We start from the raw sequence: 24,313 nt of genomic DNA on the forward strand, positions 1-24,313 counted from the left end.
TATATCAATCCTTACTCTTTCTAAGGTCGATTATAGCATATTTGAAAAAACGACGAAAATACGTTCGGACTAAAGCCCAACCGAAAGAAATCTCCCCTTAGCTAACGCTTGAAGAGGGAGATTTCTTTCGGAAAGGCGTTAAAATGTAACGATAATCCGGGACGCATCTCCTGTGGCCAGTTTATCAAATCCTTGATTAATGTCCTCGAGCGAGATGGTTTCTGTCACTAATTGATGGACTTGCAGACGTTCCTGTTTAAATAAGTCGATAAACCTCGGAATGTCTCTGTCCGGAATACAACTGCCGACATACGATCCTTTCAAGGTCTTTTCTTCTGCCGTTAAACTGACATAGGGGAAAGAAAAGTGATGGTTCGGATCCGGCAGTCCTGTCGTAACGGTTGTCCCTCCGCGTTTTGTAATTCCGTAAGCAACTTCCATGGCCGGCACGGCTCCGGCTGTTTCGAATACATAATCGAGACCGCCGCCGGTTGTTTTCCGAATTTGGTCGATGACCCCTTCCTCTGCGGAATTGAATGTTTCCGTGGCTCCCAGTTCCCGTGCCAAAGCCAATTTCTTATCGTTAATGTCTAGGGCCACGACTTTTCCGGCTCCGGACGCCCTTGCACCGATAAGCGCGCTTAGTCCAACCCCGCCAAGTCCTACAATGGCTGTTGTTTCCCCCATGTTTATCCCCGCAGTATTCACCACTGCACCAACACCCGTGATCACTGCGCAGCCGAACAGGGCAGCTTGTTCAAACGGAATGTCTTTATCTACTTTGACCAATGATTGTTCAGCGACAACCGCGTATTCTGAAAATGCTGATACGCCTAAATGGTGATGAATCAGTTTCCCTTCGGCATGAAGCCTTTTCCCTCCATTCAGCAACGTCCCTTCGTTATTCGATTTTGCTCCGTTCTCGCATAAAGCGGGACGTCCTTCTTTGCAAGGGAGGCACCGTCCGCAGCTCGGGATGAACACACATGCAACGTGGTCACCGGGTTCGAGATCATTGACGCCTTCCCCTGCTTCCACCACAACTCCGGATGCTTCATGGCCCAATGCCATTGGCAAGGGCCGGGTCCTTGAACCATTAATGACCGATAAATCAGAATGGCAAAGACTTGCTGCTTTGATTTGAATTAAGACTTCCCCTTGTTGAGGTGGGTCTAATTCCAACGTTTCAATGTTTAGGGGACAGCTTTGTTCATAAGGAGATGGAGCTCCTGATTCTCGCAGTACGGCTGATTTGATTTTCATAAAATCGTCTTTCTCCTCTCTGTCTCAGGCTGTGGCATGGCAAATAAAAAATGTCCGAAGCGGATGGTTAACCTCGGACAAGCGCTAGAAATGCGATCCGTCCAGCCTTCCTATTCTTTTTTCACTGTGATCACATCACAAGGGGAGCGGCGTACCGACGATTCGGCTACGCTTCCGGTGAAAAATCGCGACACGGCGTGTTGCCCGGTTTCTGCTGTAATCAAAAGGTCTATGTCATTCTCAACGGTAAGGACGCGTGGAATTTCCAGACGCGGATTTCCGGAGCGCAGGATGGTTTGAACGTTCGTCATTCCTTGATCTTCTGCTTGTTCTTTATATTTTTTTAGCATATTCTCCGAATCTTTTTGAACCTCGGCCGCGTAGGTTTGTTGATAGAAAGCGATATCCTTCGCAAAGGTTCCCCATTCCGATACATGGGCGATGGTCAGCGTTGCCTCATGAATGTTTGCCAACTTTACGGCTGTTGCCAGCGCTTGCTCTGATTGCTCGGATCCGTCAACTGCTACGAGGATGTTTCGGTAGAGCGTGGCGCTTGTTTCGTTTTTCACCGTGAGGACATCAGTTGGAGAGCGGCGCATGCATGCTTCCGTTATACTCCCGATGATCATTCGTTCTGCTGCGTTTCTCCCGCTTTCTCCAACGATCAATAAGTCAACGTCATATTCTTTTGTCATTTCCTCGGGAATTTCAAACCGGGGGTTCCCATTCCTTAAAACCGTTAGAACTTGTTCCAAACCGGCAGCTTCCGCTTTCCTTTTTGACTTTTCCAGCAGCTCCTCCGCGGTCTTATTGTATTGGCCCCACAGTTCTTGCTGATGAGGACCTGCCATAACGGGAAAACTTCGTGCATCAATTACATGGTTAATCAAAAGAGCGGCATTGTAGGTCTTCGCCAAGTCAATCGCTTTCATTAATGCTTGATCGGACGGTTCGGAGCCGTCAACGGCAACAAGAATGTGCTTGTACATAAGGTTGGCCTCCTTGTGCTAGGTTTTGCATCATTTTACCCCATTCACATTTGCCTGAATTTCCTCTTTTATTTTCACAAAAATTTTATCTATTACTCTATACCCTGTTTCTTTTAATCTATGCCACCTGGGAAAATATCGATATATAATTGTCACTTGTCAGTGCGTTGATCTCGAATTTTGTCATCTCCGTTAATATACTACTATTGGAAAACGTGCTCATTTCGGGGAATCCTCGTGTTGAAATCCCGCAAAAATTAGTTGATGACTATAACGTGGATGTATTAGTCGTTGGCGGAAGCGGTTTGAATGCGGTCGAACGGATGATTGTGGGGAGCGTAACGGAAGCTAGCGTGCGCCGGGCATCCAGCGATGTTCTCACCGTTAAAGATGAGACGGATGCGAAGCTGTATCGAAACATTCTTGTCGCCGTCGACGGTTCCGACCAAGCAGAGCATGCATTGGCCAAAGCGATTGAAATGGCAAAAACATATGAAGCGACGCTTAAAATCGCGCATGTCGTTGAAGTCCAAGGAGGGATCTATACCTATGATGTGCTAGTGATGCAGCGACTCAAAGAATCCGATAAAGACATTGAACAAAAGGAACTGCTGGAAAAATACAAACGACAGGCAGCGGAGCAAGGGGTAAAGGATGTTGAGACCATTCTCCATTACGGCAACCCACGGTTGGAAATCCCGCGAACGCTAACCGATCAAAACGATATCGACTTGCTCGTTACTGCGGCGACCGGGCGGGGCGCAGTGCAACGGTTCTTCACCGGCAGTGTAGCCCATGCTTCCATACATCACGCGCCTTCCGATATTCTCACGGTGAGGAATGAAGCTTGAGGTCGCCGAGAACCGTTTTGAAGACTTAACCCTGGACATCTACATGTTCTCCTCGGATAGGGCTTTTCGCGAAGCTCTCTTTTTGAAAGAAAGAGAAGCACCGCTTGATAAAAAATTGGCAGAATCTTTCGTCACTATAACATCATTGAATACAAACCCCCAAAAGATTACCTATCGATCGATGATTTCTACAAAGGAATGGCTTATGTTTATCTGTATAAAAACACGGGCGACAAAGGCACAGACACGATCGATATCCGCGAGATGACGCTAACTTTGGTTCGTTTGTATAAACCGGTGAAACTCTTGCAGTATCTACAGGGGAGAAACATGTCTATTCAGAACTTGAAGGGGTACACTATATTGAAGGGATGGATGTGCCCATCCAACTTCTTATCCAAGATGAGCTCCCTAACGAGGAAAACGAGGACCTAACGCTGTTGACCGATCAGCTAAAGGAAAGAGAACAGTTGCAACATGTACTGATGGATTATTTTCAAGATAGCAAGAATAATTTGTACAAACTTATGTTTCATACGATTGTGTACGCAAACCCTAAAATATTTGCGGAGGTGGTTCAAATGATGCAAAAACTGGAATACGACCCGGACACACAAAAGAAGATAAACGAAGTCGTGCGGGAATTTGAATGGGATAAAAAGTGGATGCAAGAGGGATTTGAAAAGGGTAAAGAAGAAGGGCTAGAAAAAGGAAAGGCAGAAGGTAGTGAATTAGCCAGAGAAAAGATTGCCAAGACATTACTGGATGAAGGAATGTCTACAGATTATATATCCAAAATAACAGGTTTCTCCGTTGAAACCATTAAGAAGCTAGAAAAAGATAGAGACTGATTAACCCGCACTCGTATAGATGGGGTGATATAGACAATGCAAAAATTAGAATACGACCCGGACACAAGAGCTAAGAACACCACTTAGTGTAACATTTCAAAAAGAAGTCGAATGAACAGATGCTCTGTCCCGAGTCAAGTCTCTGATGTTTTCTAGAGTCCGGACGCTTCCCATGCCGTTCCTTGCGGAAGTTTTTGATCAGCTTGAGCCCTTCATGCGTTAAGCTATAGTACCGATTATAGATCGAATGAATTTTTCAGGATCTTTTTTCGAAGATCGTGGACCGGTTTTTTGAAAGAATTTCTGAAACACGCCATTAGCTTCGCCGCGGATGATGAAAATCCCCACTCTTCCCACCGGTTTTTTCAACGAGCAAGGTTTCCTTAATAATCATCGATTTGTCGACAGCTTTACACATGTCATAAAAGGTGAGTGCAGCCGCGGTCACGGCAGTTAACGCTTCCATTTCGACGCCGGTATTGCTTTTTACCGTAATGGTGGCGCGGATGATCAGCTCGTATCCATCATCGGCTTCTTCATACGCAAAGGATAAATCAGTTCCTTGGAGTGGGATCGGGTGGCACATGGGGATCCAATCCGGTGTTTTTTTTGCCCCCATGACCCCGGCGATTTGTGCGGCTTGTAAGGGGTCTCCTTTTTTAAGATCTTCGTTTTGAATTGCTCGGTATAATGCTTCGGTGAGCAAAATACGGCTTTCGGCCGTCGCGGTTCGGGTCGAATCTTGTTTTTGGGAGATGTCGACCATTTTCGCGCGGCCTTCTTTATTATAATGGGAAAACTCGCTCACGGTGCATGCCTCCAATCTTCAGGACGGTTGATATTAATAAAAGCCGGGTGATCGCCTGGAAAAGGTAATTGACGGGTCTGAGCGTTATCATACAAGGCTTTCATGCTGCTTTCTTTTTTCACCAGTTCTCTTAATGCCGGCAAACAACGCATGTGATAAGCGGCATGTAGCGGTTGGCTTCGCCCGTCGGTCGTTGGCAAAACAATGTCGGCGGTTGTGTGTTCTTTTGCCGTTTGTAAGATAGACGATACAGTGCCTCCGTAGACATAAGGGACATCCCCGGGCAAAATTTGCATCCAATCTAAGCGATCGGAAGATAATTTTTCCATAGCTGTATGTAACGCGTGCAACGGGCCTCCGTGGGGCTGTTCTTCAATAATGATTGATGCTGCGTGCGATTCAAAGGCGGGTGCGAGTTCCTGGTTGGTCACGATGTAGATCGAGGAGATCCCGGCGTCTTGCATCGCGGCAATGCTTTGTTGATAAAGGGGGTTGCCATGATAGGGTTCAAAAAGCTTTTGTTTCCTATACCTGGACGATCGTCCGCCCGCGAGCAAAAGACCAGCAACGTTCATTTGCGCAACTCTCCAACGATATGAGGGAGCGCCGGCAAAATCAAATCAGTCATGGCGAGCCGAACTGCATTGGAAGAGCCGGGGAGTGCAAATAAAACGGATTGGCCGATCGTGCCCGCGAGTGCGCGGCTGAGCATCGCTTTCGCCCCGATTTCCTCATAGCTTTTCATCCGAAACAACTCCCCGAATCCTTCGATTTCTTTATCGATCATCCCGTTGACTATTTCGTAAGTAACGTCTTTGGCGCTAATCCCGGTCCCGCCGTTCGTGATGATGGCATCAAGTGAGGCCAGAGTCGTCCATTCATGAAGCATGGAATTAATGGTAGCCCCGTCATCCGGAATTACTTCATATTCGTTCACTTCATGGCCACCTTCTTCCAAAAGAGAGCGAATCAACATGCCACTCTTGTCTTCATCCTTCGTGCGCGTATCCGACATTGTCAATATCCCAACGTGAACCGAAGAAGCGTCGTGTCCGTGATGCATTCTTTTTTATCCTCCCGCCGACTATGTTAGACTTGGTATACTATCATTATTTTAACAGGTTCGTACGTGGACACCAAGAAAGGAGGCACCTGATGACTGCAGATGTTCATGACCAGTTGTCGCGTCCCCTTCAAGATTTGCGAATTTCGATTATGGATCGTTGTAATTTTCGTTGTACGTATTGCATGCCGAAGGAAATCTTTGGCGACGATTATGTGTTTTTGCCGGAAGAATCCCTTCTTTCCTTTGAAGAAATTACCCGGGCGGCGGAGCAATTTGCCGCGCTTGGGGTGAAAAAAATAAGGCTTACCGGCGGGGAGCCGTTGCTTCGTAAAGATGTTCCGGAGCTGATCGCCTCGCTCCGCACAATTGAAGGCATCGAAGATATTGCGCTAACGACGAACGCGGTGATGTTGCCTAAACAGGCGAAACCGTTGTATGAAGCGGGACTTGAACGTGTGAATGTCAGCTTGGATGCGCTTCATACCGATGTATTCCAGGAAATGAGCGGACGCAAGACGAGTCCAAATGCCGTTTTGCGCGGGATCGATGCTGCCATCGAAGCCGGCCTTGGGGTAAAAGTCAATATGGTCGTCCGAAAAGGGGTCAATGACGAGGAAGTGATCCCGATGGCGCGTTACTGCAAAGAGAAAGGACTCACGCTGCGTTTTATCGAATTTATGGATGTCGGCCAGACGAACGGATGGGATTTTTCCCAAGTCGTGTCGAAAAAAGAACTTCATGAACGTGTGTCACAAATTGCGCCGCTTGAAGCCCTGGAACGCAATTATTTCGGCGAAGTGGCTTCCCGCTATCGATACCGAGATTCCGATGTGGAAGTTGGCTTCATTTCTTCGGTGACGGAAACGTTTTGCGGTTCGTGTACCCGAGCGCGTCTTTCCGCAGATGGAAAGTTGTTCACTTGTTTATTTTCCGAAAGTGGTTCGGATTTACGGGCGGTCATGAGGGATGGCGCGACGGATGGCCAGATTCATGACTGGATTCGCGCGGTTTGGGGAAAGCGGGAGGATCGTTATTCCGAATTGCGAACGGAAGAATCGGCACGGAATCGGAAAAAAATCGAAATGTCTTATATAGGTGGATAAGCATATGGATCGTTATTCCAGACAAACATTGTTTAAGCCGATGGGGGTCGAGGGTCAACACCGATTGGCAAACAGCCATGCGCTAATTGTCGGGGCGGGCGCGTTGGGGAGTGCCAATGGCGAAATGCTGACGAGAGCGGGCATCGGTACGCTCACGTTGATTGACCGTGACTACGTGGAAAGCAGCAATTTGCACCGTCAACAATTGTATACGGAAGCCGACGCTGCGGATCAGTTGCCGAAAGCGGTGGCGGCGAAAACCCATTTGCAAGCGATCAATCGGGATACGGATGTGCAGGCACATATCATGGACGCGAGCGCGTCCAATCTTGAACCGTTGCTTGAGTCGGTGGACCTCATGATTGATGGGACGGATAATTTTGATATTCGGTTTATTATGAACGATTTGGCGGCCAAGCATGAGATCCCGTGGCTGTTCGGGGCGTTTGCCGGAAGTTACGGAATGGCGTATATGGTGAGGCCGTGGGACGGGCCGTGCCTGAACTGTTTATTGGCGTCGATCCCGTCATCGGTTATGACCTGTGAAAGTGACGGCGTCATCGCGCCCGTCGTTCAACAAACGGCGCTTTTGCAGCTAGTGGAAGCGATGAAGTGGTTGACGGGTAATCGCTCATCGGCCGAGGAGCGACTTGTTTTTTACGACGTGTGGCGCGGGGAGCAGCAACGGATAGGCGTGAAGCGCGTGAAGAGCGAAGGGTGCCCGACATGTGGCGAAGCTCCCGTTTACCCGTACTTATCGACAGCTGAAGATGTTAAAACCGCGGTGCTTTGCGGGCGCGACACGGTACAAATCCGGCCCGATCGAAAGCGAATCTTTGATTTGACGAACTTGGAAACAAAGCTGCAAGCTTATGGAAAAACAAAGCGAAACCCGTATTTGTTGTCATGTGTGATGGGCGAACATCGCCTCGCCGTTTTTCAAGATGGGCGTGTGCTTGTTCACGGGACAAAAAATATTGATCACGCTCGGGAATTATACGAAACATATATCTTATAAAGAAAGGGGGTTCTCCGGGCGATGGTAGCAAAGCGAAAACCGATGCCCGTTGCTGAAGCGGTACAAGCTGTCATGAATGTCGGCAATGAAGCAAAAAAAGAAGCGATCCCACTCGCGAACAGTTACGGGCGTGTCTTGGCCGAAGACCTAGTGGGCGATCATGACGTCCCTTCGTTTGACCGTTCGCCGTATGACGGCTTCGCCATTCGCGCGGAAGACAGTACCGGGGCGAACCGGAATCGGCCCGTGCATTTTCAGGTCGTCGGGGAAATTGGTGCGGGAACGGTATTTCCTCGGGCAGTGCAGGCAGGGGAAGCGGTGCGCATCATGACAGGCGCTAAAATCCCTGCCGGATGTGATGCAGTCGTAATGCTGGAACTCGCGGACGAACATAACAGTGACGAGATGTCCATCAAGCGTGCGTTATCTCCCGGCGACAATATTTCTTTTCAGGGTGAGGATACGAAAAAGGGGACGCCGCTCGTACCCAAAGGCACATCGATTGACCCCGGTGTTATCGCCCTGCTCGCCACATTTGGTTATGCGGAAGTGCCGGTGGCGATTCGCCCGCGCGTAGGCATTATCGCGACGGGGAGTGAACTATTGGAAGTTCATGAACCATTGGAACCGGGAAAAATCCGAAACAGCAACGCGTACATGATGGCAGCCCAAGTCGAGCGAACCGGCGGAGAACCGGTACTTTTAGGAAAACTTCCGGATGATTTGGACGCCTGTATTGAAGCAGTATCGAGTGCACTTCAAGAGGTGGATATGCTGATCACGACCGGTGGTGCGTCTGTCGGAGATTATGACTATGTTCCCGACATTATTGAACGCCTCGGCGGGAACCCTTTGTTTAATAAAGTGGCGATGCGTCCGGGAAGCGTCACTACGGTCGCTGAGATAGACGGAAAATTGTTCTTTGGCCTTTCCGGAAACCCGAGTGCCTGTTTTGTCGGTTTTGAATTATTTGTTCGCCCGATTCTGCGCCGTTCACTTTTTTTTGAAAAACCGCATTTAAAAAGAACGAAAGCGACACTAGGCAAGGATTATCCAAAACCGAACCCGTTCACCCGCTTCGTGCGGGCAACATTAGAGGAAGATGATGGACGTTTTGTTGCCAAGCCCGGCGGCCTCGATAAATCGGGATCAGTCACCTCCATCGCCGGTGCCGATGTATTGATCGCCCTACCGGGAGGCAGTCGCGGATATGAAACGGGAATGAGCGTTGATATTTTCTTGTTAGACGATCATAAGGGAAGCGAGTGGCCATGGGAAAACATTGTCGCGTCTTACAAGTCGTAGGTTATAAAAATAGCGGCAAAACGACATTAATGGAAGAATTGGTAGAAGTTTTGTCCGCTCGCGGGATAAGCGTAGCCGCTTTGAAACATCATGGCCATGGGGGGACGCCGGTATCCCCGGAGCTTTCAACCGATAGCGAACGTTTTTTCCAAGCGGGTGCCATGGCTTCCGCGGTCGAAGGTGATGGTGTTTTGCGATTATCCGCGGCTCACGACGAATGGTCTTTGGGGCAATTATTACGTATCCAGGCGGGCTTTGGCCCGGATGTGATTCTCGTTGAAGGTTGGAAACATGCGGGTTATCCCAAAGTCGTCTTGCTGCGTGGCCGCGAAGACAATGAAATTTTATCCAATGTCACCAATGTTTGTTGCGTGCTATACCGGGGTGAAAAACCGCGAGCGCAACTGCCTTCTTTTTCTCTCGATAAGCAACCGCGTGATTATCTGCAATGGATCGTAGACAAAGTGGAGGATAGCCATGGATTCAAATTTGTTTAATCTGACGTGGGAACCTATTGAAGTACAACAAGTGATTGATAAAGTCGTTGATCGCAATTGCGGGGCGATTGCAACGTTCATCGGCACGGTGCGGGAAATGACCGCAGGTAAAAAAACATTGAAGTTGGAATATCAAGCTTATGAGCCGATGGCGGTTAAAACTATGGCACAAATCGGCGAAGAAGCGCAAAGAAAGTGGCCCGGGACAAATGTTGCCATTACCCATCGTTTAGGCACGCTCGGCATTTCCGATATCGCGGTCGTGATCGCTGTCTCATCCCCCCATCGGCCACCTGCCTATGAAGCAAATGCGTATATAATGGAGAGAATCAAAGAGATGGTTCCGATATGGAAAAAAGAATTTTGGGAAGACGGCACGCGATGGATCGGCGATCAACGGGAAACGACATCTTATGATGAGGAGGAAAATCAATGATACAAGTGCTTCTTTTCGCTCGGGTTCAGGAAGAAGTCGGAACGGATCGTCTCGAAGCGGATGCGGCCGGAAAATCAATCAAAGAATTAAAGCGTTGGATGGAAGACCGGTATCCGGTATCCTCACTTTCGCGCACGATGACTGCTGTGAACGAAGAATTCGCAAATGATGACGAAGTGATCAACGAGGGAGACACTGTTGCGTTTATTCCGCCCGTAAGTGGGGGATAAGTATTATATGTTTAAAAAATTATTTAAAAGTAAATCCGATGAAGACACGACCGTCGCGCCAATGTCAGGGAAAGTCGTTAAGCTGGAAGACGTGCCCGATCCGACGTTTTCAGAGAAAATGATGGGCGATGGTGTTGCCATTGATCCGTCAGACGGGAAAGTTGTCGCCCCGGTCAAAGGGAACATCGTGCAAGTTTTTCCGACGAAGCACGCGGTTGGCATTGAAACCGAGCGGGGCGTAGAAATCTTGATCCATATTGGGTTGGAGACTGTGTCCATGGACGGCGATGGGTTTGAAGGCCACGTGGAAGAGAATGAGAGAGTGAAGCCAGGCACGCCCCTCGTTACCTTTGATCTGGAAAAAGTAAAGGAAAAAGCAGCCAGCACGATCAGCCCTATTATTATCACGAACGGCCAAGATAATGACCAAATGGCATTGTCCGATGAAACAGAGGTCGAAGCGGGCAAAACAACGCTTTTCACTTATCGCAGAGGCTCCTGATGAGGGGGGGGTCTTTTTTTGATATGGATTTTATGGGACCTGTGTAATGGGAGGAAATTCAAAAAGGAGGTGTCATGAGCCGCTCATGACACCTCATGTTAGTAGAAAATGCCAATGGGAAGTGCCATGGAGCGTTCATGGCACCACTGAATGCAAGAAAAACCCAATGAGTGGTTTCATAACCAGTTTGAAGACCCTGTTAATTGTTAACAAAGAGTTTATCTTGAATATTGGTTCGGCCATTACGTGATATGGTAAAATAGTCATAACGAATATTGGAGGCTTACCATGACGTTGTACGATTGGCTCGTATTTATTCATATATTTTCAGCAATTGCCGGGTTGGGTCCGGGTTTTGTCATGACCTATGTGGCCCGTGGTGCGCAAACGATGACGGAATTAAAGCATGCTTATCGGCTGCGTCATCGATTGCATATGTTTGTCATGATTGGCGGTACGTTGCTGTTGGTCACCGGGGTATGGATGGGTGCCTTACAGCCTTCCCTGTTTCAGCAAGGGTGGTACATCACGAGTTTAGTGTTGTTTCTCGTCGCTTTAGCGTTTGGTCCGTTCGTGTTGAAGCCACGATCCAAGCCGATTAAAGCGTTGTTAAACGAACATACGGGTGAAGATATCCCGTCCGAATATTTCACCCTTTCCCGAAAGATGTTTTTCTTTGAACGCGTCTTAAACATCATTTTTTTAATCATCATCGTACTTATGATTTTGAAGCCTTTTTAAGTGGGTGATCCGATGAAATTGATCATTCTAAAAATATGTGGGTCGCTTTCAGTCGGCTTGGGCGTTTTAGGGATCATCCTTCCCTTGTTACCGACGACGCCATTTCTGTTGTTAGCGGCGGCTTGCTATGTTAGAAGTTCAGACAAATTGTACCATTGGTTAATTACGAATAAACATTTTGGTCCCTATATAAAAAACTACCGTGAGGGAAAAGGGATCCCGTTAAAAGCAAAGGTGATGGCAGTGGTGGTTTTGTGGGTCTCTTTGTCGTTCACGATCTTTTTTATCATCCCTTTGGTTAGCATTCAACTCCTTCTATTCATCATCGGTGCTTGTGTCACATGGTATATCCTTAAGCAAAAGACGCTGTACTTAAGCGAAGCGTCGCACAACGAACAGCAGGCTGAAAGATAGAAGCACAATCGCGATCACCCACGCCCAGGCGAGTGTTGTATCGCCTGCTTCCAAGGCTGTAAAGATGGCGATCGGCATCGTTTGTGTGCGGCCGGGGATGTTGCCGGCGAACATAAAAGTAGCCCCGAATTCGCCGAGCGCCCGGGAAAAGCTGAGAATAAGACCGGTGACGAGGGAACGGGAGATCAATGGCAGCGAAATGTAAAAAAAGACTTGCCGCTCATTAGCGCCGCTTACCCGTGCCGCTTCCTCGATTTCAGGCTCGATGGCCCCCAATCCGGTCTTGACGGCTTGATACATAAATGGAAAGCCGACAACGACAGCAACGAGCACAGTTGCACTCCACGTGAACATCAAAGATTGACTGAAGAAAAAATCTATGATTTGTCCAGCCCATCCGTTCGCACCAAAGATAATAATAAGTAGAAATCCGATGACGGTTGGCGGCAGAACGGTAGGGAGCATAAACAGCGTCTCCATAGCCGTTTTGCCCGGGAAACGCGCGCGAAACATCCAGCGGCCGAGAAGTGTGCCGAGCAAAAAGATAATGACGAGCGCGGTGAAGGCAGTCTGGATTGAAATCAGGACCGGACTCCAAAAGTCACTCATTCCTCCAGCCCCCCGTATCCATATGATTCGTAGACGTCTTTGGCTTCATCACTGACGAGATAATCGTAGACCTCTAAAGCTTCCTCCGTATGCTCCATATCCCGGACAATCCCGATGGAATATAAAATGTCGGTGTGTAGGCTCGGATCAACATTTTCCACTATTTCGACTTGATCAGAAGAAACGGCATCCGTTACGAAAACAAAACCCGCGTCCACACTGTTTTCTTCATTATAAGTAAGGACTTGCCGCACGCTCCTCGCTTGGACGATTTTATCTTCTAATTCCCCCCACACGTGCATGTTTTCCAATGTTTCTTTTGCGAATGCCCCTGCAGGTACGCTTTCGGAGGTGCCAATGGCGATGGTATCAATGTTGTTTTTCTGCAGATCTTCGACAGCGCTGATGGGTGTTTCCGTATGAGCGGGTTGGATTAACGCGAGATCATTCGTCAGCAAATATTCCGATTGGTCCGCTTTGATTTTGTTCGCTTCGACTAACGCGTTGAAATCCGCTTCCGACGCCGATAAGAAAATATCGAAGGGTGCGCCTTGCTCTATTTGCCGTTGCAATGATCCCGATCCGCCAAATTGAAAGACGACGTCGATGTTTTCCGTGTCGTTTTCGATTTCTTTTTCCAAATCACGAAGCGCATCTTGCATGCTGCTGGCCGCCGCCACATGTATTTCGATGGTATCGTCGTCCTGCGTCGAGGAACAAGCGGTTAAGAAAACCATTATGAATATGTAAAGAGAAGCCTTCGGGCGGCGAAGGCTTCTAGGCGAGGGCAAGAATTTGTTCATTTCGTTCTTTTCGCTCCCGGGTTTCTACAAGGTCGTATTTTTTCAACAAATGAAAGAGCTCGTTTAACGTTTCCTGAGGCTGTTCCTGCGCTAACAGGCCAGCGGCTTTATCATAAATGTTTTCCGGCAAAAAAGAATGTTGGCTTTCCAATTTCTCTTTGACCTGTTCCGGTGTGTGATCAATTGGGCAAGAAGACGCCATGATGGTGACACTCCTTTCTGTGTCCCATTATCCCACATATGGCAATGGATGAAAAGATTTCAGCGTATGTTAAAATGAAGATAAAGGAGAGGGTACGATGAAACGTGCAGGCATTGTTGGCGGCCTTGGGCCGGAGTCCACGGTCGATTATTATCAGTCTTTCATTCATAAGTATCAAGACAAAGTGAACAGCAAGCAAGAGTTGCCGGAACTTTTTATTAACAGTATTAATATGTATAACATTTTCCATTACATCAGCGAAAATCAAATGGATGACTTAGTCAATTATGTCGGTGGTGCGGCGCAAAAATTGGAGGAGATTGGCGCTGACTTTGTGGTCATCGCGGCCAATACGCCACATATCGTTTTTGACGAGGTGCGCGAGAAGGTCAACGTGCCGATGGTCAGCATCGTGGAAGCGACTTATGACAAGGCGGATGAGCGGGGGTTGAAAAATGTAGGATTGCTTGGCACAAAATTCACGATGGAACATGATTTTTTCAAACAACCTTTTTTGGCAAGCGAAAAGAATATCGTTGTCCCGACTGAAGACGAACAGGCATTTCTACACTAAAGAATCGTAGATGAATTGGAAAACGGCATCGTAAAACAGGACACGAAGGATGCGTTCCTGAAAATCATTAATCGTATGATCACAGAAGAAAATCTTGACGGTTTGATTTTGGGGTGCACGGAACTGCCGATGATTCTGAATAAAGACGATGAACGGTTCAAACAGATCGGTGATCACTTTTTTCCAAAGGCCGTCATGGTCCAAATACGGGGCGGACTCTTCTTGAACAATTACGGGCATCGCGCTTGTCATTATTTTACCACATCCTTGATTCATTTATGAATGGCGATATCTTACGATTAATAATACCATATAGCACATAACAAAACAAGTGTTCTTATTTATTTTTTCGCAAAAATAATACAAATGTAAAGGCAAGTACTGGAGTGAATAAATCGGGTGTCTCCAGCCAAAATAACGAAAGTGAGGATCATGTTTATGATCTCTTTAAATAAAAAAGCTGGAGGCGTTCCCATGAGCGAAGTTATTCGTCCTGAAGTAGAAGCTAACGACCATGCCGTTGCTGCAGAAGTAAGTGAGTTAAAACAACAGCTTCAACAAATGCAACAGCAACAGCAGCAAAATAGTCAGCAATCGTCCGGGCAGCAATCATCGGGAGGACAGCAGCAGTTGAACTCATTACTGCAACAACTGCAGCAGTTCAGTGACCAAACAACACAACAGAGTCAGCAAGCGGATCAGCAGCTTCAGCAGTCCATGCAGCAAGCGGTGGACATTCTCAGCCAGGGTTTGCAAACCGTGCAGTCCAATCAAGCTTTAAGTCAGGTGAATCAGGCGCTGAAACAAGCCGAACAACAACTTGACCAAATCAGCCAACAATCGCAACAACAGCAACAACAGCAAAATATGATGAATCAAATGCAGAATGCTCAAGGCCAGCAGAGTCAACAAAGCCAACAGCCTCAGCAAGGTTCACAACAACAGCAAGGCGCTCAAGCCTCACAATCAGCTCAAGGGTCTCAAGGAAGCCAAAGCTTTCAATAACCTTTTCGAGTGGTCCGTATAGCGCCGTTTTGGCGTTATACGGCCTTTTAAGTTAGTATGTGTGACAGGGAGGGAAGCTGGGATGAAACATTTAGAAGGCAAACATGTGGTACTAACCGCTTCACGAAAAACAGATGAGATGCAGACGCTTTTACATAAACAAGGGGCGACAAGCGATGTACGCCCGATGCAAGGAACGATCAAACAAAATAAAGAAACGGTCACTCGTTTAATGAAGGAAGGCCTGACCGGTCATGTCGATTGGTTTATTTTTACAACGGGAATCGGTGTCACGATGCTTATGGAATGTGCGGAAGAAGCTAGTGTGAATGATGAGTTTTTGGAAAAAATGGCAAGTGCAAATGTTGCAGCGCGTGGTTATAAAACGGTCGCGGCTTTGAAAAAATTAGACATTAGCGTGGCCATACGTTCAGATGATGGTACAACCGCGGGGTTGAAGAAGCAGGTAAAAGAGGTCAATTTTTCAGGGAAACATGTGATCTTACAGCAATATGGAATCTCTTCGCCGGTGTTAGAGGAATTTTTAGCAGAGCAGGGCGCGACAACGACGACGTGGCTGCCTTATATTCATCATGCGCCGGACGATGAAGCGGCGGATTTTTTTATCCGGGAGCTTCTCGAGGAAAAATACGACGCTGTTTGTTTCACCACCGGTTTGCAAGTAAAATCGTTGTTCAGTCGTGCGAGTGAAACGGGCAAGCACGGGCAGTTGGGGAAGCTTTTTGAAGACAAGACGATCGCCACTGCCGTGGGCAAGGTGACAGCGGAAGCACTCGAAGAAGAAGGCCTATCACGGGTAGTCGTGCCAACAACCGAGCGTATGGGGGCGATGATTGTAGAGCTTGGACGGTATGTGAATGGGAGTATATAATAATGACAGGTAAGGAGGCGGTTTGAATGGTTCAACGAATCATGAGTGCTTCCAAAATAATGCTTGAAAATACGCTCCATGAGTGTGGGTTCACTCATCTGAATGTTCGAACGCATGGCTCTCATCTCATCATCTATTCTGAGGAAGATGGGGTAAAGGTCAATCGTGCGAGGGTGACTCGCTTTAATACCCAGATGTATGAACTGTACATAAGTAATCACCGCGGGGAATGGGAAACCACTCATTTTAGCGGTTCGATGGCTGAAATGCTCCCTATAATAACCGAACAATTTCCGCACACACTCAAGAGAACTTTGCAAGCCATTTTATACGTTGGGCACGGAAGCCGAGTAAAAGAAGGTAACGAGCAATTTGAAATGTTTATCGATGCTGTAAAAAAACATTATAAAACAGAGATGATTCAAGAGATTGCCTATATTGAATTGGTTTCACCGACCATTACGGAAGGAATTAAAGCCTGCATAGAACAGGGGGCGACGAAGATTGCAGTCGTGCCGGTATTGCTGTTAAGCGCATCCCATGCAAAGGTGGATATTCCCCGTGAGTTGGAAAGGGCAAAAGAAACCTACCCAAACGTGAAAATGTCCTATGGCAAACCTTTCGGAATCGAAGATGATGTCATCGATGTGGCTGTCAGCCGTTTGCTGGATGCTGGACTACCGAAATTGAAAAAAGACCAAGAACGTGAAGATTGTACGGTATTGGTGGTAGGCAGAGGGTCGAGTGACGGTAACCAACCGAGCGACGTCGCAAAAATCGCGCGCCTGATCTATGAAAGAGTCGCCTGCAATAACGTGGAAACATGCTTTTTGGCCGCCACAACGCCGACGGTCGAACAGGGACTCGCGAAAGTGGAAAAACTGGAAGCACCACGCGTGTATGTGTTGCCGTATTTGCTATTTACCGGCGTGTTGATGGAAGAATTGGAAGAAATGCTCCGCGAGCGAGAAGGGAAGACAAATACCCGTTATACGCTTTGTGATTTTCTCGGTTCTGACAATGGATTGAGCGGTGTTTTGTCGAGGCGGACAGAAGAAGCATTGAACGAAGAAGGGAGCGCTTACGCCTGAGCGCACTCCCTTTTATGCTGGAGATGAGGGGCATGCGTTTTGTCGTCGGAGGCGGGGGTGAATTCGCTTCCGATGCGTGAAGTAATTGTTGGAAGCAGAAGCAGCGGCGGTTGTTGTGGTCGTGCCAACGCTCCATGAGGGATTGCTGAGGTACGAGCATGAAGGGTTCAGTTGGGAATGCCGAACGACGGTGGCGTCGCTTTAAGTGAAATGGTACTTTTATATACGAATCAGCCTCGGTTACATGAAGCCATAACGGAAAAAAAGCCCCACGACAGTTAGTGTATGACGCTCACGATGCCGAGTAGGGACCGGCATGGATCAATGACGGATTGCTAACAGTGAGCGTATCAACCGCCGGAGAAGGTTGGGAGATGGGGGTAGGACGGACATATTTTATCATCCGAAAATCAAAAATATCAGCCAAAGCTGAAGACCTACTAGTTACCATTTATTCATCTTGATTTCGATGAATATTTCGTTGTATAGCGGTTAATAACGTCATTTGTGCTTTAATAAAAATGGTCATTCCAGAGTATCAATAATAAATAAAATAAAGTTCAAAAATTTCAAAATATGAAATTTTTATAGTATCTTCCTTTCGGATTTATTATAAACTGATAGAAATTAAATATTATGATTTGGAGGAGGGTCTATCTACAGTATTGACTGATTTCCTAGCAATAAACGAATCATGTTTATACAAAGATAAGTCCCCGTGCTCAAAGTCACACTTATTTGTGTTTGAAAAGGCAATCTAAACATATAAATATGCGGTCGCTTCACTATTGTAACGGCCCACTCACCTCCGCGTGATTTGTAGTTTGTAGAGCACCTCTATAAATCTAGAATAATATAAAAAGTGCTCAGGGCTTTATAAAGGGGTGTTTATAAATATGGAAGAAATATATATTGAAAGAAATGTCGTTTTTGCCCAAACGGACAAGGAATACCTAACCTCAGATGTGTATCGACCCTGCGAGGGAGAAGACCTTCCTGCCGTTATCCTAATTCACGGCGGTTGGTACCAATCAGGTTCAAAAGAGATGTATAAAGAATGGGGGTCATATTTAGCTGAAGCCGGATTCGTTGCTATGGCTATTAATTATCGATTAATGACGCCAACATACTCTATCTACCCGGAAGTTATGGATGATATTCGTGCGGCTGTGAATTGGTTGGTAAGCAAATCGAATGAGTGGAATATCGAGCCTCAACGGCTAGGACTTATCGGTGATTCCGCAGGCGCCCATTTGGCTGCACAATTTTCTTTTCAGCATGCTACAAATGCGAGTTATAAAATACGGGCTGTTGTAGGTGCATATGGCATATACGATTTTGAGAAAATGTGGCACACTTCTCCGGAAACCCACACTCGTCTTGAAAGATTCTTAGGGAATGCATTTTCAGAGGCTAAAGAAAAATATAGAGAGGCTTCTCCTATGTATCGAATAAATGAAGCCGTTTCCCATCCAATATTCGATACAAGTTATTTCATTACATGGGGAGAAACTGATAAGGTGGTTCATCCATCACAGTCAGAAAGCTTCATACAAAAATTAGAAGAGGCTAACATTGAAACAAAAAAACTTGCCATATCTGATGCAGGTCATTTTTGGTTTAATATATTACCAGGTATTAGGGGAGGCATCTTAAAGGATTACCCAAACGCCGAAGTGGCACCGCAAATCTTGAAGTTTCTTAAAGAAAATTTATGCATTCAGGAGGTCGGAAACTTTTCAATGAAAAGAATACAAGAATTGAAAAAAATGTTGTAAAGATTATGGAGTGGTTACTATGAATGTAGATATGTACTTACAGCGTATTCAAGCTTTTAGCTCCTCGAATGCTGACTTGTCTTATTTAACTCATCTTCAATTTAATCATATGCTATCTGTTCCGTTTGAAAACTTAGATGTTATGCGACAAGTGCCGATTATCTTAGATCTTGAGAGGTTTTATGAAAAAGTAGTGTTACGTAAACGGGGAGGTTTTTGCTACGAATTGAATGGCTTGTTTTATTGGTTATTACAGCAGATGGGCTATGATGTACATTTAATAAGTGGAACAGTTAGAAAGCCGGATGGAACGTGGGCTCTGAAAGACAGCCATGCGGCATGTATCGTACAATTGGATCAACCTTACTTAGTTGATGTTGGTTTCGGTGATTCGATTCGTATCCCCATCCCTCTCACGGGAGAAGAAGTAAATGATGGCGGTACTCTCTATCGGGTGACGCAAACCAATAGCCATTCCTACTATTTTCAAAGAAAAAGAAATGAAAGTTGGATCACGCTATACAGTTTTGATAACCAACCAAAAAAGTTACTTGACTTTTCACCGATGTGTGATTATAACCAGACTTCACCTGAATCTCGTTTCACCCAGGAAAGTATTACATCGGTTGCCACGGAAAATGGTCGTATCACGCTGTTAAATGATACATTAACAAGCAAAGAGGGTAAAGCCAAAACAGAATACAAGGTTATTGAAAGTGAGAAAGATGAAGTGTTAAGTAAATACTTTGGATTAAAAACGGAATAGATGTTAACTACTTAATAGTTATCTCTCCTTTATTCGATTATTATATAAATAATTAGTAGTTGTAAAAAGGAGAGGGTGGATAATGTATACAACGAGCACGGCTTTTTTGGAAGCGCTTCAAGAAGCTGGCGTGTCTTATATTTTTGCAAACTTTGGGAGCGATCATCCTGCAATTATAGAAAGTTTAACGGATGCTGCAAAGAACAATAAGGAATTACCAAAGGTTATCATTAGTCCCCATGAATTCGTAGCCATGAGTGCAGCACACGGATATGCGCAAGCAACAGGAGAGCCGCAAGCAGTTATCGTTCACGTGGAATGTGGTACACAGAACTTAGGTGGGGCCATTCATAATGCTTTTAAAGGCAAAGTGCCGGTCCTTGTTTTTGCGGGCGCTTCCCCGTATACGCAAGAAGGTGAGCTGACAGGGAGTCGAAACGAATTTATTCATTGGTTTCAAGATGTCAATGATCAACGTGGGATCATGAGAGGGTATTCGAAATATGATAACGAAATTCGTAGCGGGAAGAATGTTAAACAGCTTGTCCATCGGTCATTGCAAATTGCGAAAAGTGAACCACAGGGGCCGGTTTACTTAATGGGCCCTAGAGAGGCGATGGAAGAAGAAACGAAGCCAGTCACCATCGATACAGAGCTCTGGCAACCGATTTCTTCGAGTGCACTTCCGCCACAAGATGTGGATGAATTACTGTCCGATTTAATGTCTGCTGAGAATCCGCTTATCGTAACATCTTATTTAGGCAAAAAAGAAGATGCGGTGGCAGAATTAACTAAACTGTGCGAGTCACTGGCAATTCCAGTCTTGAATTCCGTTCCACAAACGATGAATTTTCCGGCGAATAATCCCATGCATGTTGGTTACCAATGGAATGAAAATAAACAGCATCCAATCTTGAGAAAAGCTGATTTTATTTTGGTGATTGATAGCGATATCCCATGGATTCCGACGAAAAATAAACCTTCAGAAGATGCAACCATTTACTATGTTGATGCTGACCCACTAAAAGAAGAAATGCCGTTATGGTATATCCCTTCAAAACGTTTTTATAAAGCAGATTCATTGATTGCACTAAAACAATTGAATGGACGATTAGACGAGTCCAATAAAATGCAGACCTCACAAGTATCAGAACGCCGTAAAAGAATAACAGACTTCCATGAAAAAATGAAGACAGAAGTAAAAAATGCAGAACAAGCAGATGGAGATATTATAACACCGGAATATCTTACTGCTTGTGTACGAGAAGTGATGGACGAAAACACTGTTATTTTGAATGAAGGCATAACAAACTACGGGGCGATAACCGCGCATATTGAAGCAAATCAGACCGGCTCTTATTTCAGCAGCGGAGCAGGATCACTAGGCTGGAACGGTGGTGCCGCGATTGGAGCTAAATTGGCACATAGAGATAAAACGGTCATCAGTTTAACAGGCGATGGTTCTTATTTATTTAGTATACCGTCCGTTGTCCACTCAATGGCAGAACAATATGACACTCCATTTTTGACTGTTATTTATAATAATTTTGGTTGGAATGCGCCCAAGCACTCGACATTAGGTGTACATCCGGATGGTATTGCGAAGAATAATAATCAATTTTGGGTGAATTTTAATCCAAACAGTGAATTGGCTAAAGTTGCTGAAGCTACCGGAAATGCTTATGCCGAAACAGTGGAGGAACCTGATAAATTAATGGAAGCATTGAAAACTGCATTAAAGCAGGTGAAGAACGGGCGCTCTGCTGTTTTGGATGTCAGAATTCCGAAAGTTTAAATAATAGGGGAGGTGATTTTATTAGAGCATGGTTACGATATGATCACTAAAATTCAAAAATGGGGGAGATATGTTATGGAAGCAACTGGTAAAATAAGCCCGGCAAATGTAGGGTTTGAAAAACAATATGGCCCGCTTATCAATGGAGAAATGACCAAACCGGCTAATGGATATATTGATTCCGTAAATGCTGCAACGGGAGAAGTGTTAGCGCAGATTGGACGGGGCGGCGAAGAAGATATTGATCGAGCTGTAAAAGCAGCAAGAACAGCTTTTACAGGCTGGGCCGATACATCAATTGAAGCGCGCTCAGCATTACTAAATAAAATCGCCGATATATTGGAAAACAATCAAGAACGTTTGAAGATGATGGAGTGCATGGATACGGGTAGGGCACTTCATGAATTCGACTTGGACTATCAACTGGCCATTTATCAGTTCCGTTACTTTGCGGGTGCTGTTCTCACTCATTATGAAGGGGAATCCCGTCCTGTTGATAATGGATATTTAATGACAAAGAAAGAACCACTGGGCGTCTGTGCTCAAATTATTCCTTGGAACGTACCGATGATTATGACTGCATTTAAACTGGCACCGGCGTTAGCAGCTGGTAATACAGTCGTTTTAAAACCTGCGGAAGATGCTTGTTTATCCGTTATAGAATTCGGAAAACTTTTAAGTGATGTCCTTCCTAAAGGTGTTGTCAATATGGTTCCGGGTTACGGAACAGAAGCTGGACAGGCGCTCATCGACCATCCGGATGTAGATAAGCTTGCCTTTACAGGTAGTGTGGGTGTTGGTCGGCTAGTAGGTAAGACTGCTGGCGAAAGAATTCTTCCGGTTACGCTTGAGCTCGGAGGAAAAGCGCCACATATTGTATTTCCGGATGTTGATATCGATTCTGCAGTAGAAAATGCAACACTAGGATACACATTCTTTAATGGAGAAAGTTGTATTCTTGGAACAAGACTACTTGTTCACGATGATATTTATGATGAGTTTGTAGAAAAATTAATCGAAAGAGCAAAGCAAATTAAAATTGGTCCGCCAACCGATCGGTCCACACGCCTGGCATCTATCATTAATGAGAAGCAAGGGGAGCGCGTATTAAATTATTTTGATATTGCAAAAGAAGAAGGGGCAAACATTCTTTATGGAGGAAACCGTGTAACGGTTCCAGGGCATGAGCATGGATACTTTATTGAGCCTACGATTATCGAAGCGGAACCAAATATGAGAATTGCACAGGAAGAGATTTTTGGGCCGGCTGCTACGGTGACTCGTTGGAGTGAAGTGGAAGAAATGATTCAAGAAGCAAATGATGTTGAATACGGACTGGCTGCTGGACTTATGACCGAAGACTTAGAAAGTGCATTAGACGTTGCAAATAAACTTGACGCAGGTAGTATTTGGATCAATTCTTACTTTAACTTCCAATCGGGTGCGCCGTTTGGCGGATATAAAAATAGCGGAGTCGGTCGCGAGTACAGCAAAGAAGCACTAGATGAGTATAGCCAATCGAAGTCCATTGTGGCTGGATTTAAATTGCCGCCTCCAGGGACTTTCCTATAAAAAGAAGGATAATAGATAGCTAGTCCTTTACTTCGAGAAAGGAAAGGACTGGCTATTTAATTAAATTGTAAATAGAGAGGGGAAACGTATAATGGCTAATGTAAAGGAAACAACGTTAACAGAATTAATGGGGAATATCATTGATCATTCAATTGAAGTCGTAGACTTAACACATGTCCTTAATGAAGATACGCCTGTCATTCAATTACCAGAACCTTTTGTAAATACAAAAGGGTTCAAAATAGACAGAATATCCAAATACGACGATAATGGACCTTTCTTTTATTGGAATAATATCTCAATGGGAGAGCATTGTGGAACACATTTTGACGCCCCCGTCCATTGGATTTCTGGAAGAGGTCATCAACACGTTGATGAAATTCCGGCAGAAAAACTAATAGGTGAAGCATGTGTCATTAATATCAAGGAAAAATGTGACAACGATCCTGATTATTTACTCACCATTGCAGATATTGAAGAGTATGAAGCGAATCATGGCAAAATCCCTCCACATTCTTGGGTGCTCGTTCATACTGGCTGGGATAAATATGTTGATGACAAAAGATTCTTGAATGTTGGAGAAGATGGTCAGTCGCATACACCTGGTCCGACAGCTGAAGCGGCCGAATTTTTAGCAACCAAACGTGACATACTTGGATTTGGTGTTGAGCCTGTAGGAACAGATGCGGGACTCGCATCAACATTTGAAACGCCCTTTCCTGCTCACTACTTTATGCATCAAGAAAATAAATACGGGCTTGCGTCATTGAAGAATTTGGACAAACTCCCACCTCGAGGTTCCATTGTCATTGCAAGTCCTTTAAGAATTGATGGTGGAAGTGGTAGCCCAGCTCGTGTAATGGCATTAGTAGAGAATAGTTAGTGTATAAAAAAATTGAGGAGAATATTGAATGACAACGAGTAGCAGAGAAAATATTAATCCAACTACAATTTATGATCCTATTGATTACACGCATATAACGATTCCAAAGGGAAAGAAGCTTGCCTTTATATCTGGACAAGTAGCATGGGATAAAAATCTGGATGTAGTAGAAGTCGACGATTTAGCAAAACAAACGAACATGGTTTATCAAAATATTGAAAGCGCTTAAAATAAAATTAATGCTGGTTTAACTCAAATGATTGAGAAAG

Annotated in this window: 31 protein-coding genes; 22 read left to right on the plus strand and 9 right to left on the minus strand. The window is 45.5% G+C overall.

The genetic code is table 11. The annotated features are described in order from the left end of the window. Positions 1-138: 138 nt before the first annotated feature. Both DT065_RS13575 and DT065_RS13580 read right to left on the minus strand, forming a co-directional pair. Positions 139-1,263 (minus strand): zinc-dependent alcohol dehydrogenase family protein, encoded by a 1,125-nt coding sequence (locus tag DT065_RS13575; protein ID WP_114374288.1) that lies wholly within the window; start codon positions 1,261-1,263, stop codon positions 139-141. Between the two features lie 110 nt (positions 1,264-1,373). Next, on the minus strand, positions 1,374-2,252 hold the full coding sequence (locus DT065_RS13580) for a universal stress protein (RefSeq protein WP_114374290.1): 879 nt from the start codon (positions 2,250-2,252) through the stop codon (positions 1,374-1,376). Positions 2,253-2,401: 149 nt separating this feature from the next. Here DT065_RS13580 and DT065_RS13585 point away from each other — a divergent pair, with 149 nt between their 5' ends. From DT065_RS13585 to DT065_RS13595, 3 genes are all read left to right on the plus strand, one after another. Continuing rightward, positions 2,402-3,103 carry a universal stress protein gene (locus DT065_RS13585; protein WP_114374292.1) on the plus strand — a complete coding sequence of 234 codons (702 nt, stop codon included), beginning with the start codon at positions 2,402-2,404 and terminating at the stop codon, positions 3,101-3,103. Then, complete coding sequence (locus tag DT065_RS13590) at positions 3,093-3,371, plus strand: hypothetical protein (RefSeq protein WP_114374294.1); 279 nt, start codon at positions 3,093-3,095, stop codon at positions 3,369-3,371. The genes DT065_RS13585 and DT065_RS13590 overlap by 11 nt, the downstream gene beginning before the upstream one ends. A 109-nt stretch (positions 3,372-3,480) precedes the next feature. Continuing rightward, positions 3,481-3,954: an Rpn/YhgA-type helix-turn-helix domain-containing protein gene (locus tag DT065_RS13595; protein WP_160112560.1), complete on the plus strand. Its 474-nt coding sequence runs from the start codon at positions 3,481-3,483 to the stop codon at positions 3,952-3,954. Positions 3,955-4,270: 316 nt separating this feature from the next. Here DT065_RS13595 and moaC read toward each other — a convergent pair whose 3' ends face one another. Genes moaC through DT065_RS13610 form a run of 3 tightly spaced genes read right to left on the minus strand, consistent with a single transcriptional unit; the run spans position 4,271 to position 5,825 of the window. After that, positions 4,271-4,762 carry a cyclic pyranopterin monophosphate synthase MoaC gene (moaC, locus tag DT065_RS13600; protein ID WP_114374298.1) on the minus strand — a complete coding sequence of 164 codons (492 nt, stop codon included), beginning with the start codon at positions 4,760-4,762 and terminating at the stop codon, positions 4,271-4,273. Further along, on the minus strand, positions 4,759-5,337 hold the full coding sequence (gene mobA / locus DT065_RS13605; RefSeq protein WP_114374300.1) for a molybdenum cofactor guanylyltransferase: 579 nt from the start codon (positions 5,335-5,337) through the stop codon (positions 4,759-4,761). Before mobA ends, moaC begins: the two co-directional genes overlap by 4 nt. Next, positions 5,334-5,825, minus strand: a complete 492-nt coding sequence (locus DT065_RS13610) for a MogA/MoaB family molybdenum cofactor biosynthesis protein (RefSeq protein WP_114374302.1) — start codon at positions 5,823-5,825, stop codon at positions 5,334-5,336. The genes mobA and DT065_RS13610 overlap by 4 nt, the downstream gene beginning before the upstream one ends. A gap of 92 nt (positions 5,826-5,917) precedes the next feature. On the opposite strand from DT065_RS13610, the gene moaA reads away from it, so the two are divergent. From moaA to DT065_RS13655, 9 genes are all read left to right on the plus strand, one after another. Then, entirely contained in the window at positions 5,918-6,931 is a 1,014-nt protein-coding gene (gene moaA / locus DT065_RS13615) for a GTP 3',8-cyclase MoaA (protein WP_114374304.1), read from the plus strand. Between the two features lie 4 nt (positions 6,932-6,935). Further along, positions 6,936-7,949, plus strand: coding sequence for a ThiF family adenylyltransferase (locus tag DT065_RS13620; protein ID WP_114374306.1), 1,014 nt, complete (start codon positions 6,936-6,938; stop codon positions 7,947-7,949). Positions 7,950-7,970: 21 nt separating this feature from the next. Beyond that, positions 7,971-9,254, plus strand: coding sequence for a molybdopterin molybdotransferase MoeA (locus DT065_RS13625; RefSeq protein WP_114374308.1), 1,284 nt, complete (start codon positions 7,971-7,973; stop codon positions 9,252-9,254). Then, positions 9,221-9,751, plus strand: a complete 531-nt coding sequence (mobB, locus tag DT065_RS13630) for a molybdopterin-guanine dinucleotide biosynthesis protein B (protein ID WP_114374310.1) — start codon at positions 9,221-9,223, stop codon at positions 9,749-9,751. Before DT065_RS13625 ends, mobB begins: the two co-directional genes overlap by 34 nt. Next, on the plus strand, positions 9,732-10,187 hold the full coding sequence (locus DT065_RS13635; RefSeq protein WP_114374312.1) for a molybdenum cofactor biosynthesis protein MoaE: 456 nt from the start codon (positions 9,732-9,734) through the stop codon (positions 10,185-10,187). Before mobB ends, DT065_RS13635 begins: the two co-directional genes overlap by 20 nt. After that, complete coding sequence (moaD, locus tag DT065_RS13640) at positions 10,184-10,417, plus strand: molybdopterin converting factor subunit 1 (protein ID WP_114374314.1); 234 nt, start codon at positions 10,184-10,186, stop codon at positions 10,415-10,417. The genes DT065_RS13635 and moaD overlap by 4 nt, the downstream gene beginning before the upstream one ends. A 7-nt stretch (positions 10,418-10,424) precedes the next feature. Continuing rightward, positions 10,425-10,919, plus strand: a complete 495-nt coding sequence (locus DT065_RS13645; protein WP_114374316.1) for a PTS sugar transporter subunit IIA — start codon at positions 10,425-10,427, stop codon at positions 10,917-10,919. Positions 10,920-11,207: 288 nt separating this feature from the next. Beyond that, on the plus strand, positions 11,208-11,660 hold the full coding sequence (locus tag DT065_RS13650) for a DUF2269 family protein (protein ID WP_114374318.1): 453 nt from the start codon (positions 11,208-11,210) through the stop codon (positions 11,658-11,660). Between the two features lie 12 nt (positions 11,661-11,672). Next, positions 11,673-12,074, plus strand: a complete 402-nt coding sequence (locus tag DT065_RS13655; RefSeq protein ID WP_114374319.1) for a YbaN family protein — start codon at positions 11,673-11,675, stop codon at positions 12,072-12,074. Here DT065_RS13655 and modB read toward each other — a convergent pair. From modB to DT065_RS13670, 3 genes are read right to left on the minus strand one after another with little or no spacing between them, the layout of a single operon-like run. Beyond that, positions 12,033-12,683 (minus strand): molybdate ABC transporter permease subunit, encoded by a 651-nt coding sequence (gene modB / locus DT065_RS13660; RefSeq protein WP_114374320.1) that lies wholly within the window; start codon positions 12,681-12,683, stop codon positions 12,033-12,035. The two genes, DT065_RS13655 and modB, sit on opposite strands and share 42 nt — an antisense overlap. Continuing rightward, positions 12,680-13,486, minus strand: coding sequence for a molybdate ABC transporter substrate-binding protein (modA, locus tag DT065_RS13665; protein ID WP_114374322.1), 807 nt, complete (start codon positions 13,484-13,486; stop codon positions 12,680-12,682). The genes modB and modA overlap by 4 nt, the downstream gene beginning before the upstream one ends. Then, positions 13,461-13,688 (minus strand): group-specific protein, encoded by a 228-nt coding sequence (locus DT065_RS13670; protein ID WP_114374324.1) that lies wholly within the window; start codon positions 13,686-13,688, stop codon positions 13,461-13,463. The genes modA and DT065_RS13670 overlap by 26 nt, the downstream gene beginning before the upstream one ends. Positions 13,689-13,785: 97 nt before the next feature. Between DT065_RS13670 and DT065_RS19380 the strand changes: the two genes are divergently transcribed. Then, entirely contained in the window at positions 13,786-14,262 is a 477-nt protein-coding gene (locus DT065_RS19380; RefSeq protein ID WP_227002609.1) for an aspartate/glutamate racemase family protein, read from the plus strand. On the opposite strand, the gene DT065_RS19385 is transcribed toward DT065_RS19380, so the two are convergent. After that, positions 14,254-14,514, minus strand: a complete 261-nt coding sequence (locus DT065_RS19385; RefSeq protein ID WP_227002610.1) for a hypothetical protein — start codon at positions 14,512-14,514, stop codon at positions 14,254-14,256. The genes DT065_RS19380 and DT065_RS19385 overlap by 9 nt on opposite strands. Positions 14,515-14,736: 222 nt before the next feature. Here DT065_RS19385 and DT065_RS13680 point away from each other — a divergent pair, with 222 nt between their 5' ends. From DT065_RS13680 to DT065_RS13720, 9 genes are all read left to right on the plus strand, one after another. Continuing rightward, positions 14,737-15,267: a hypothetical protein gene (locus DT065_RS13680; protein WP_114374326.1), complete on the plus strand. Its 531-nt coding sequence runs from the start codon at positions 14,737-14,739 to the stop codon at positions 15,265-15,267. Positions 15,268-15,349: 82 nt separating this feature from the next. Next, the gene (locus DT065_RS13685) at positions 15,350-16,159 is read left to right on the plus strand and encodes a uroporphyrinogen-III synthase (protein ID WP_114374328.1); all 810 of its coding nucleotides are present in this window, start codon (positions 15,350-15,352) and stop codon (positions 16,157-16,159) included. A gap of 26 nt (positions 16,160-16,185) precedes the next feature. Beyond that, positions 16,186-17,250, plus strand: a complete 1,065-nt coding sequence (locus DT065_RS13690) for a sirohydrochlorin chelatase (protein WP_114374329.1) — start codon at positions 16,186-16,188, stop codon at positions 17,248-17,250. 896 nt (positions 17,251-18,146) lie between these two features. After that, the gene (locus DT065_RS13695) at positions 18,147-19,028 is read left to right on the plus strand and encodes an alpha/beta hydrolase (protein WP_114374331.1); all 882 of its coding nucleotides are present in this window, start codon (positions 18,147-18,149) and stop codon (positions 19,026-19,028) included. 19 nt (positions 19,029-19,047) lie between these two features. Next, positions 19,048-19,794, plus strand: a complete 747-nt coding sequence (locus tag DT065_RS13700) for an arylamine N-acetyltransferase family protein (protein WP_114374333.1) — start codon at positions 19,048-19,050, stop codon at positions 19,792-19,794. A gap of 82 nt (positions 19,795-19,876) precedes the next feature. Beyond that, positions 19,877-21,589, plus strand: coding sequence for a thiamine pyrophosphate-requiring protein (locus DT065_RS13705; RefSeq protein WP_114374335.1), 1,713 nt, complete (start codon positions 19,877-19,879; stop codon positions 21,587-21,589). 75 nt (positions 21,590-21,664) lie between these two features. Beyond that, positions 21,665-23,161, plus strand: coding sequence for an aldehyde dehydrogenase family protein (locus DT065_RS13710; RefSeq protein WP_114374337.1), 1,497 nt, complete (start codon positions 21,665-21,667; stop codon positions 23,159-23,161). A 91-nt stretch (positions 23,162-23,252) separates the two neighbouring features. Next, on the plus strand, positions 23,253-24,044 hold the full coding sequence (locus DT065_RS13715; protein WP_114374339.1) for a cyclase family protein: 792 nt from the start codon (positions 23,253-23,255) through the stop codon (positions 24,042-24,044). A gap of 28 nt (positions 24,045-24,072) precedes the next feature. Further along, positions 24,073-24,273 carry a RidA family protein gene (locus tag DT065_RS13720; protein WP_114374340.1) on the plus strand — a complete coding sequence of 67 codons (201 nt, stop codon included), beginning with the start codon at positions 24,073-24,075 and terminating at the stop codon, positions 24,271-24,273. Positions 24,274-24,313 lie beyond the last annotated feature (40 nt).

The organism is Salicibibacter kimchii, from assembly GCF_003336365.1.
Taxonomy (GTDB): domain Bacteria; phylum Bacillota; class Bacilli; order Bacillales; family Marinococcaceae; genus Salicibibacter; species Salicibibacter kimchii.

Coding starts and splice junctions, on each gene's coding strand:
- DT065_RS13575 (WP_114374288.1), bottom strand. CDS start 1,263: ATGAAAATCAAATCAGCCGTACTGCGAGAATCAGGAGCTCCATCTCCT.
- DT065_RS13580 (WP_114374290.1), bottom strand. CDS start 2,252: ATGTACAAGCACATTCTTGTTGCCGTTGACGGCTCCGAACCGTCCGAT.
- DT065_RS13590 (WP_114374294.1), top strand. CDS start 3,093: ATGAAGCTTGAGGTCGCCGAGAACCGTTTTGAAGACTTAACCCTGGAC.
- mobA (WP_114374300.1), bottom strand. CDS start 5,337: ATGAACGTTGCTGGTCTTTTGCTCGCGGGCGGACGATCGTCCAGGTAT.
- DT065_RS13610 (WP_114374302.1), bottom strand. CDS start 5,825: ATGCATCACGGACACGACGCTTCTTCGGTTCACGTTGGGATATTGACA.
- moaA (WP_114374304.1), top strand. CDS start 5,918: ATGACTGCAGATGTTCATGACCAGTTGTCGCGTCCCCTTCAAGATTTG.
- DT065_RS13620 (WP_114374306.1), top strand. CDS start 6,936: ATGGATCGTTATTCCAGACAAACATTGTTTAAGCCGATGGGGGTCGAG.
- DT065_RS13625 (WP_114374308.1), top strand. CDS start 7,971: ATGGTAGCAAAGCGAAAACCGATGCCCGTTGCTGAAGCGGTACAAGCT.
- mobB (WP_114374310.1), top strand. CDS start 9,221: ATGGGAAAACATTGTCGCGTCTTACAAGTCGTAGGTTATAAAAATAGC.
- DT065_RS13635 (WP_114374312.1), top strand. CDS start 9,732: ATGGATTCAAATTTGTTTAATCTGACGTGGGAACCTATTGAAGTACAA.
- moaD (WP_114374314.1), top strand. CDS start 10,184: ATGATACAAGTGCTTCTTTTCGCTCGGGTTCAGGAAGAAGTCGGAACG.
- DT065_RS13645 (WP_114374316.1), top strand. CDS start 10,425: ATGTTTAAAAAATTATTTAAAAGTAAATCCGATGAAGACACGACCGTC.
- DT065_RS13650 (WP_114374318.1), top strand. CDS start 11,208: ATGACGTTGTACGATTGGCTCGTATTTATTCATATATTTTCAGCAATT.
- DT065_RS13655 (WP_114374319.1), top strand. CDS start 11,673: ATGAAATTGATCATTCTAAAAATATGTGGGTCGCTTTCAGTCGGCTTG.
- modB (WP_114374320.1), bottom strand. CDS start 12,683: ATGAGTGACTTTTGGAGTCCGGTCCTGATTTCAATCCAGACTGCCTTC.
- modA (WP_114374322.1), bottom strand. CDS start 13,486: ATGAACAAATTCTTGCCCTCGCCTAGAAGCCTTCGCCGCCCGAAGGCT.
- DT065_RS13670 (WP_114374324.1), bottom strand. CDS start 13,688: ATGGCGTCTTCTTGCCCAATTGATCACACACCGGAACAGGTCAAAGAG.
- DT065_RS19380 (WP_227002609.1), top strand. CDS start 13,786: ATGAAACGTGCAGGCATTGTTGGCGGCCTTGGGCCGGAGTCCACGGTC.
- DT065_RS19385 (WP_227002610.1), bottom strand. CDS start 14,514: ATGACAAGCGCGATGCCCGTAATTGTTCAAGAAGAGTCCGCCCCGTAT.
- DT065_RS13680 (WP_114374326.1), top strand. CDS start 14,737: ATGAGCGAAGTTATTCGTCCTGAAGTAGAAGCTAACGACCATGCCGTT.
- DT065_RS13685 (WP_114374328.1), top strand. CDS start 15,350: ATGAAACATTTAGAAGGCAAACATGTGGTACTAACCGCTTCACGAAAA.
- DT065_RS13690 (WP_114374329.1), top strand. CDS start 16,186: ATGGTTCAACGAATCATGAGTGCTTCCAAAATAATGCTTGAAAATACG.
- DT065_RS13695 (WP_114374331.1), top strand. CDS start 18,147: ATGGAAGAAATATATATTGAAAGAAATGTCGTTTTTGCCCAAACGGAC.
- DT065_RS13700 (WP_114374333.1), top strand. CDS start 19,048: ATGAATGTAGATATGTACTTACAGCGTATTCAAGCTTTTAGCTCCTCG.
- DT065_RS13705 (WP_114374335.1), top strand. CDS start 19,877: ATGTATACAACGAGCACGGCTTTTTTGGAAGCGCTTCAAGAAGCTGGC.
- DT065_RS13710 (WP_114374337.1), top strand. CDS start 21,665: ATGGAAGCAACTGGTAAAATAAGCCCGGCAAATGTAGGGTTTGAAAAA.
- DT065_RS13715 (WP_114374339.1), top strand. CDS start 23,253: ATGGCTAATGTAAAGGAAACAACGTTAACAGAATTAATGGGGAATATC.
- DT065_RS13720 (WP_114374340.1), top strand. CDS start 24,073: ATGACAACGAGTAGCAGAGAAAATATTAATCCAACTACAATTTATGAT.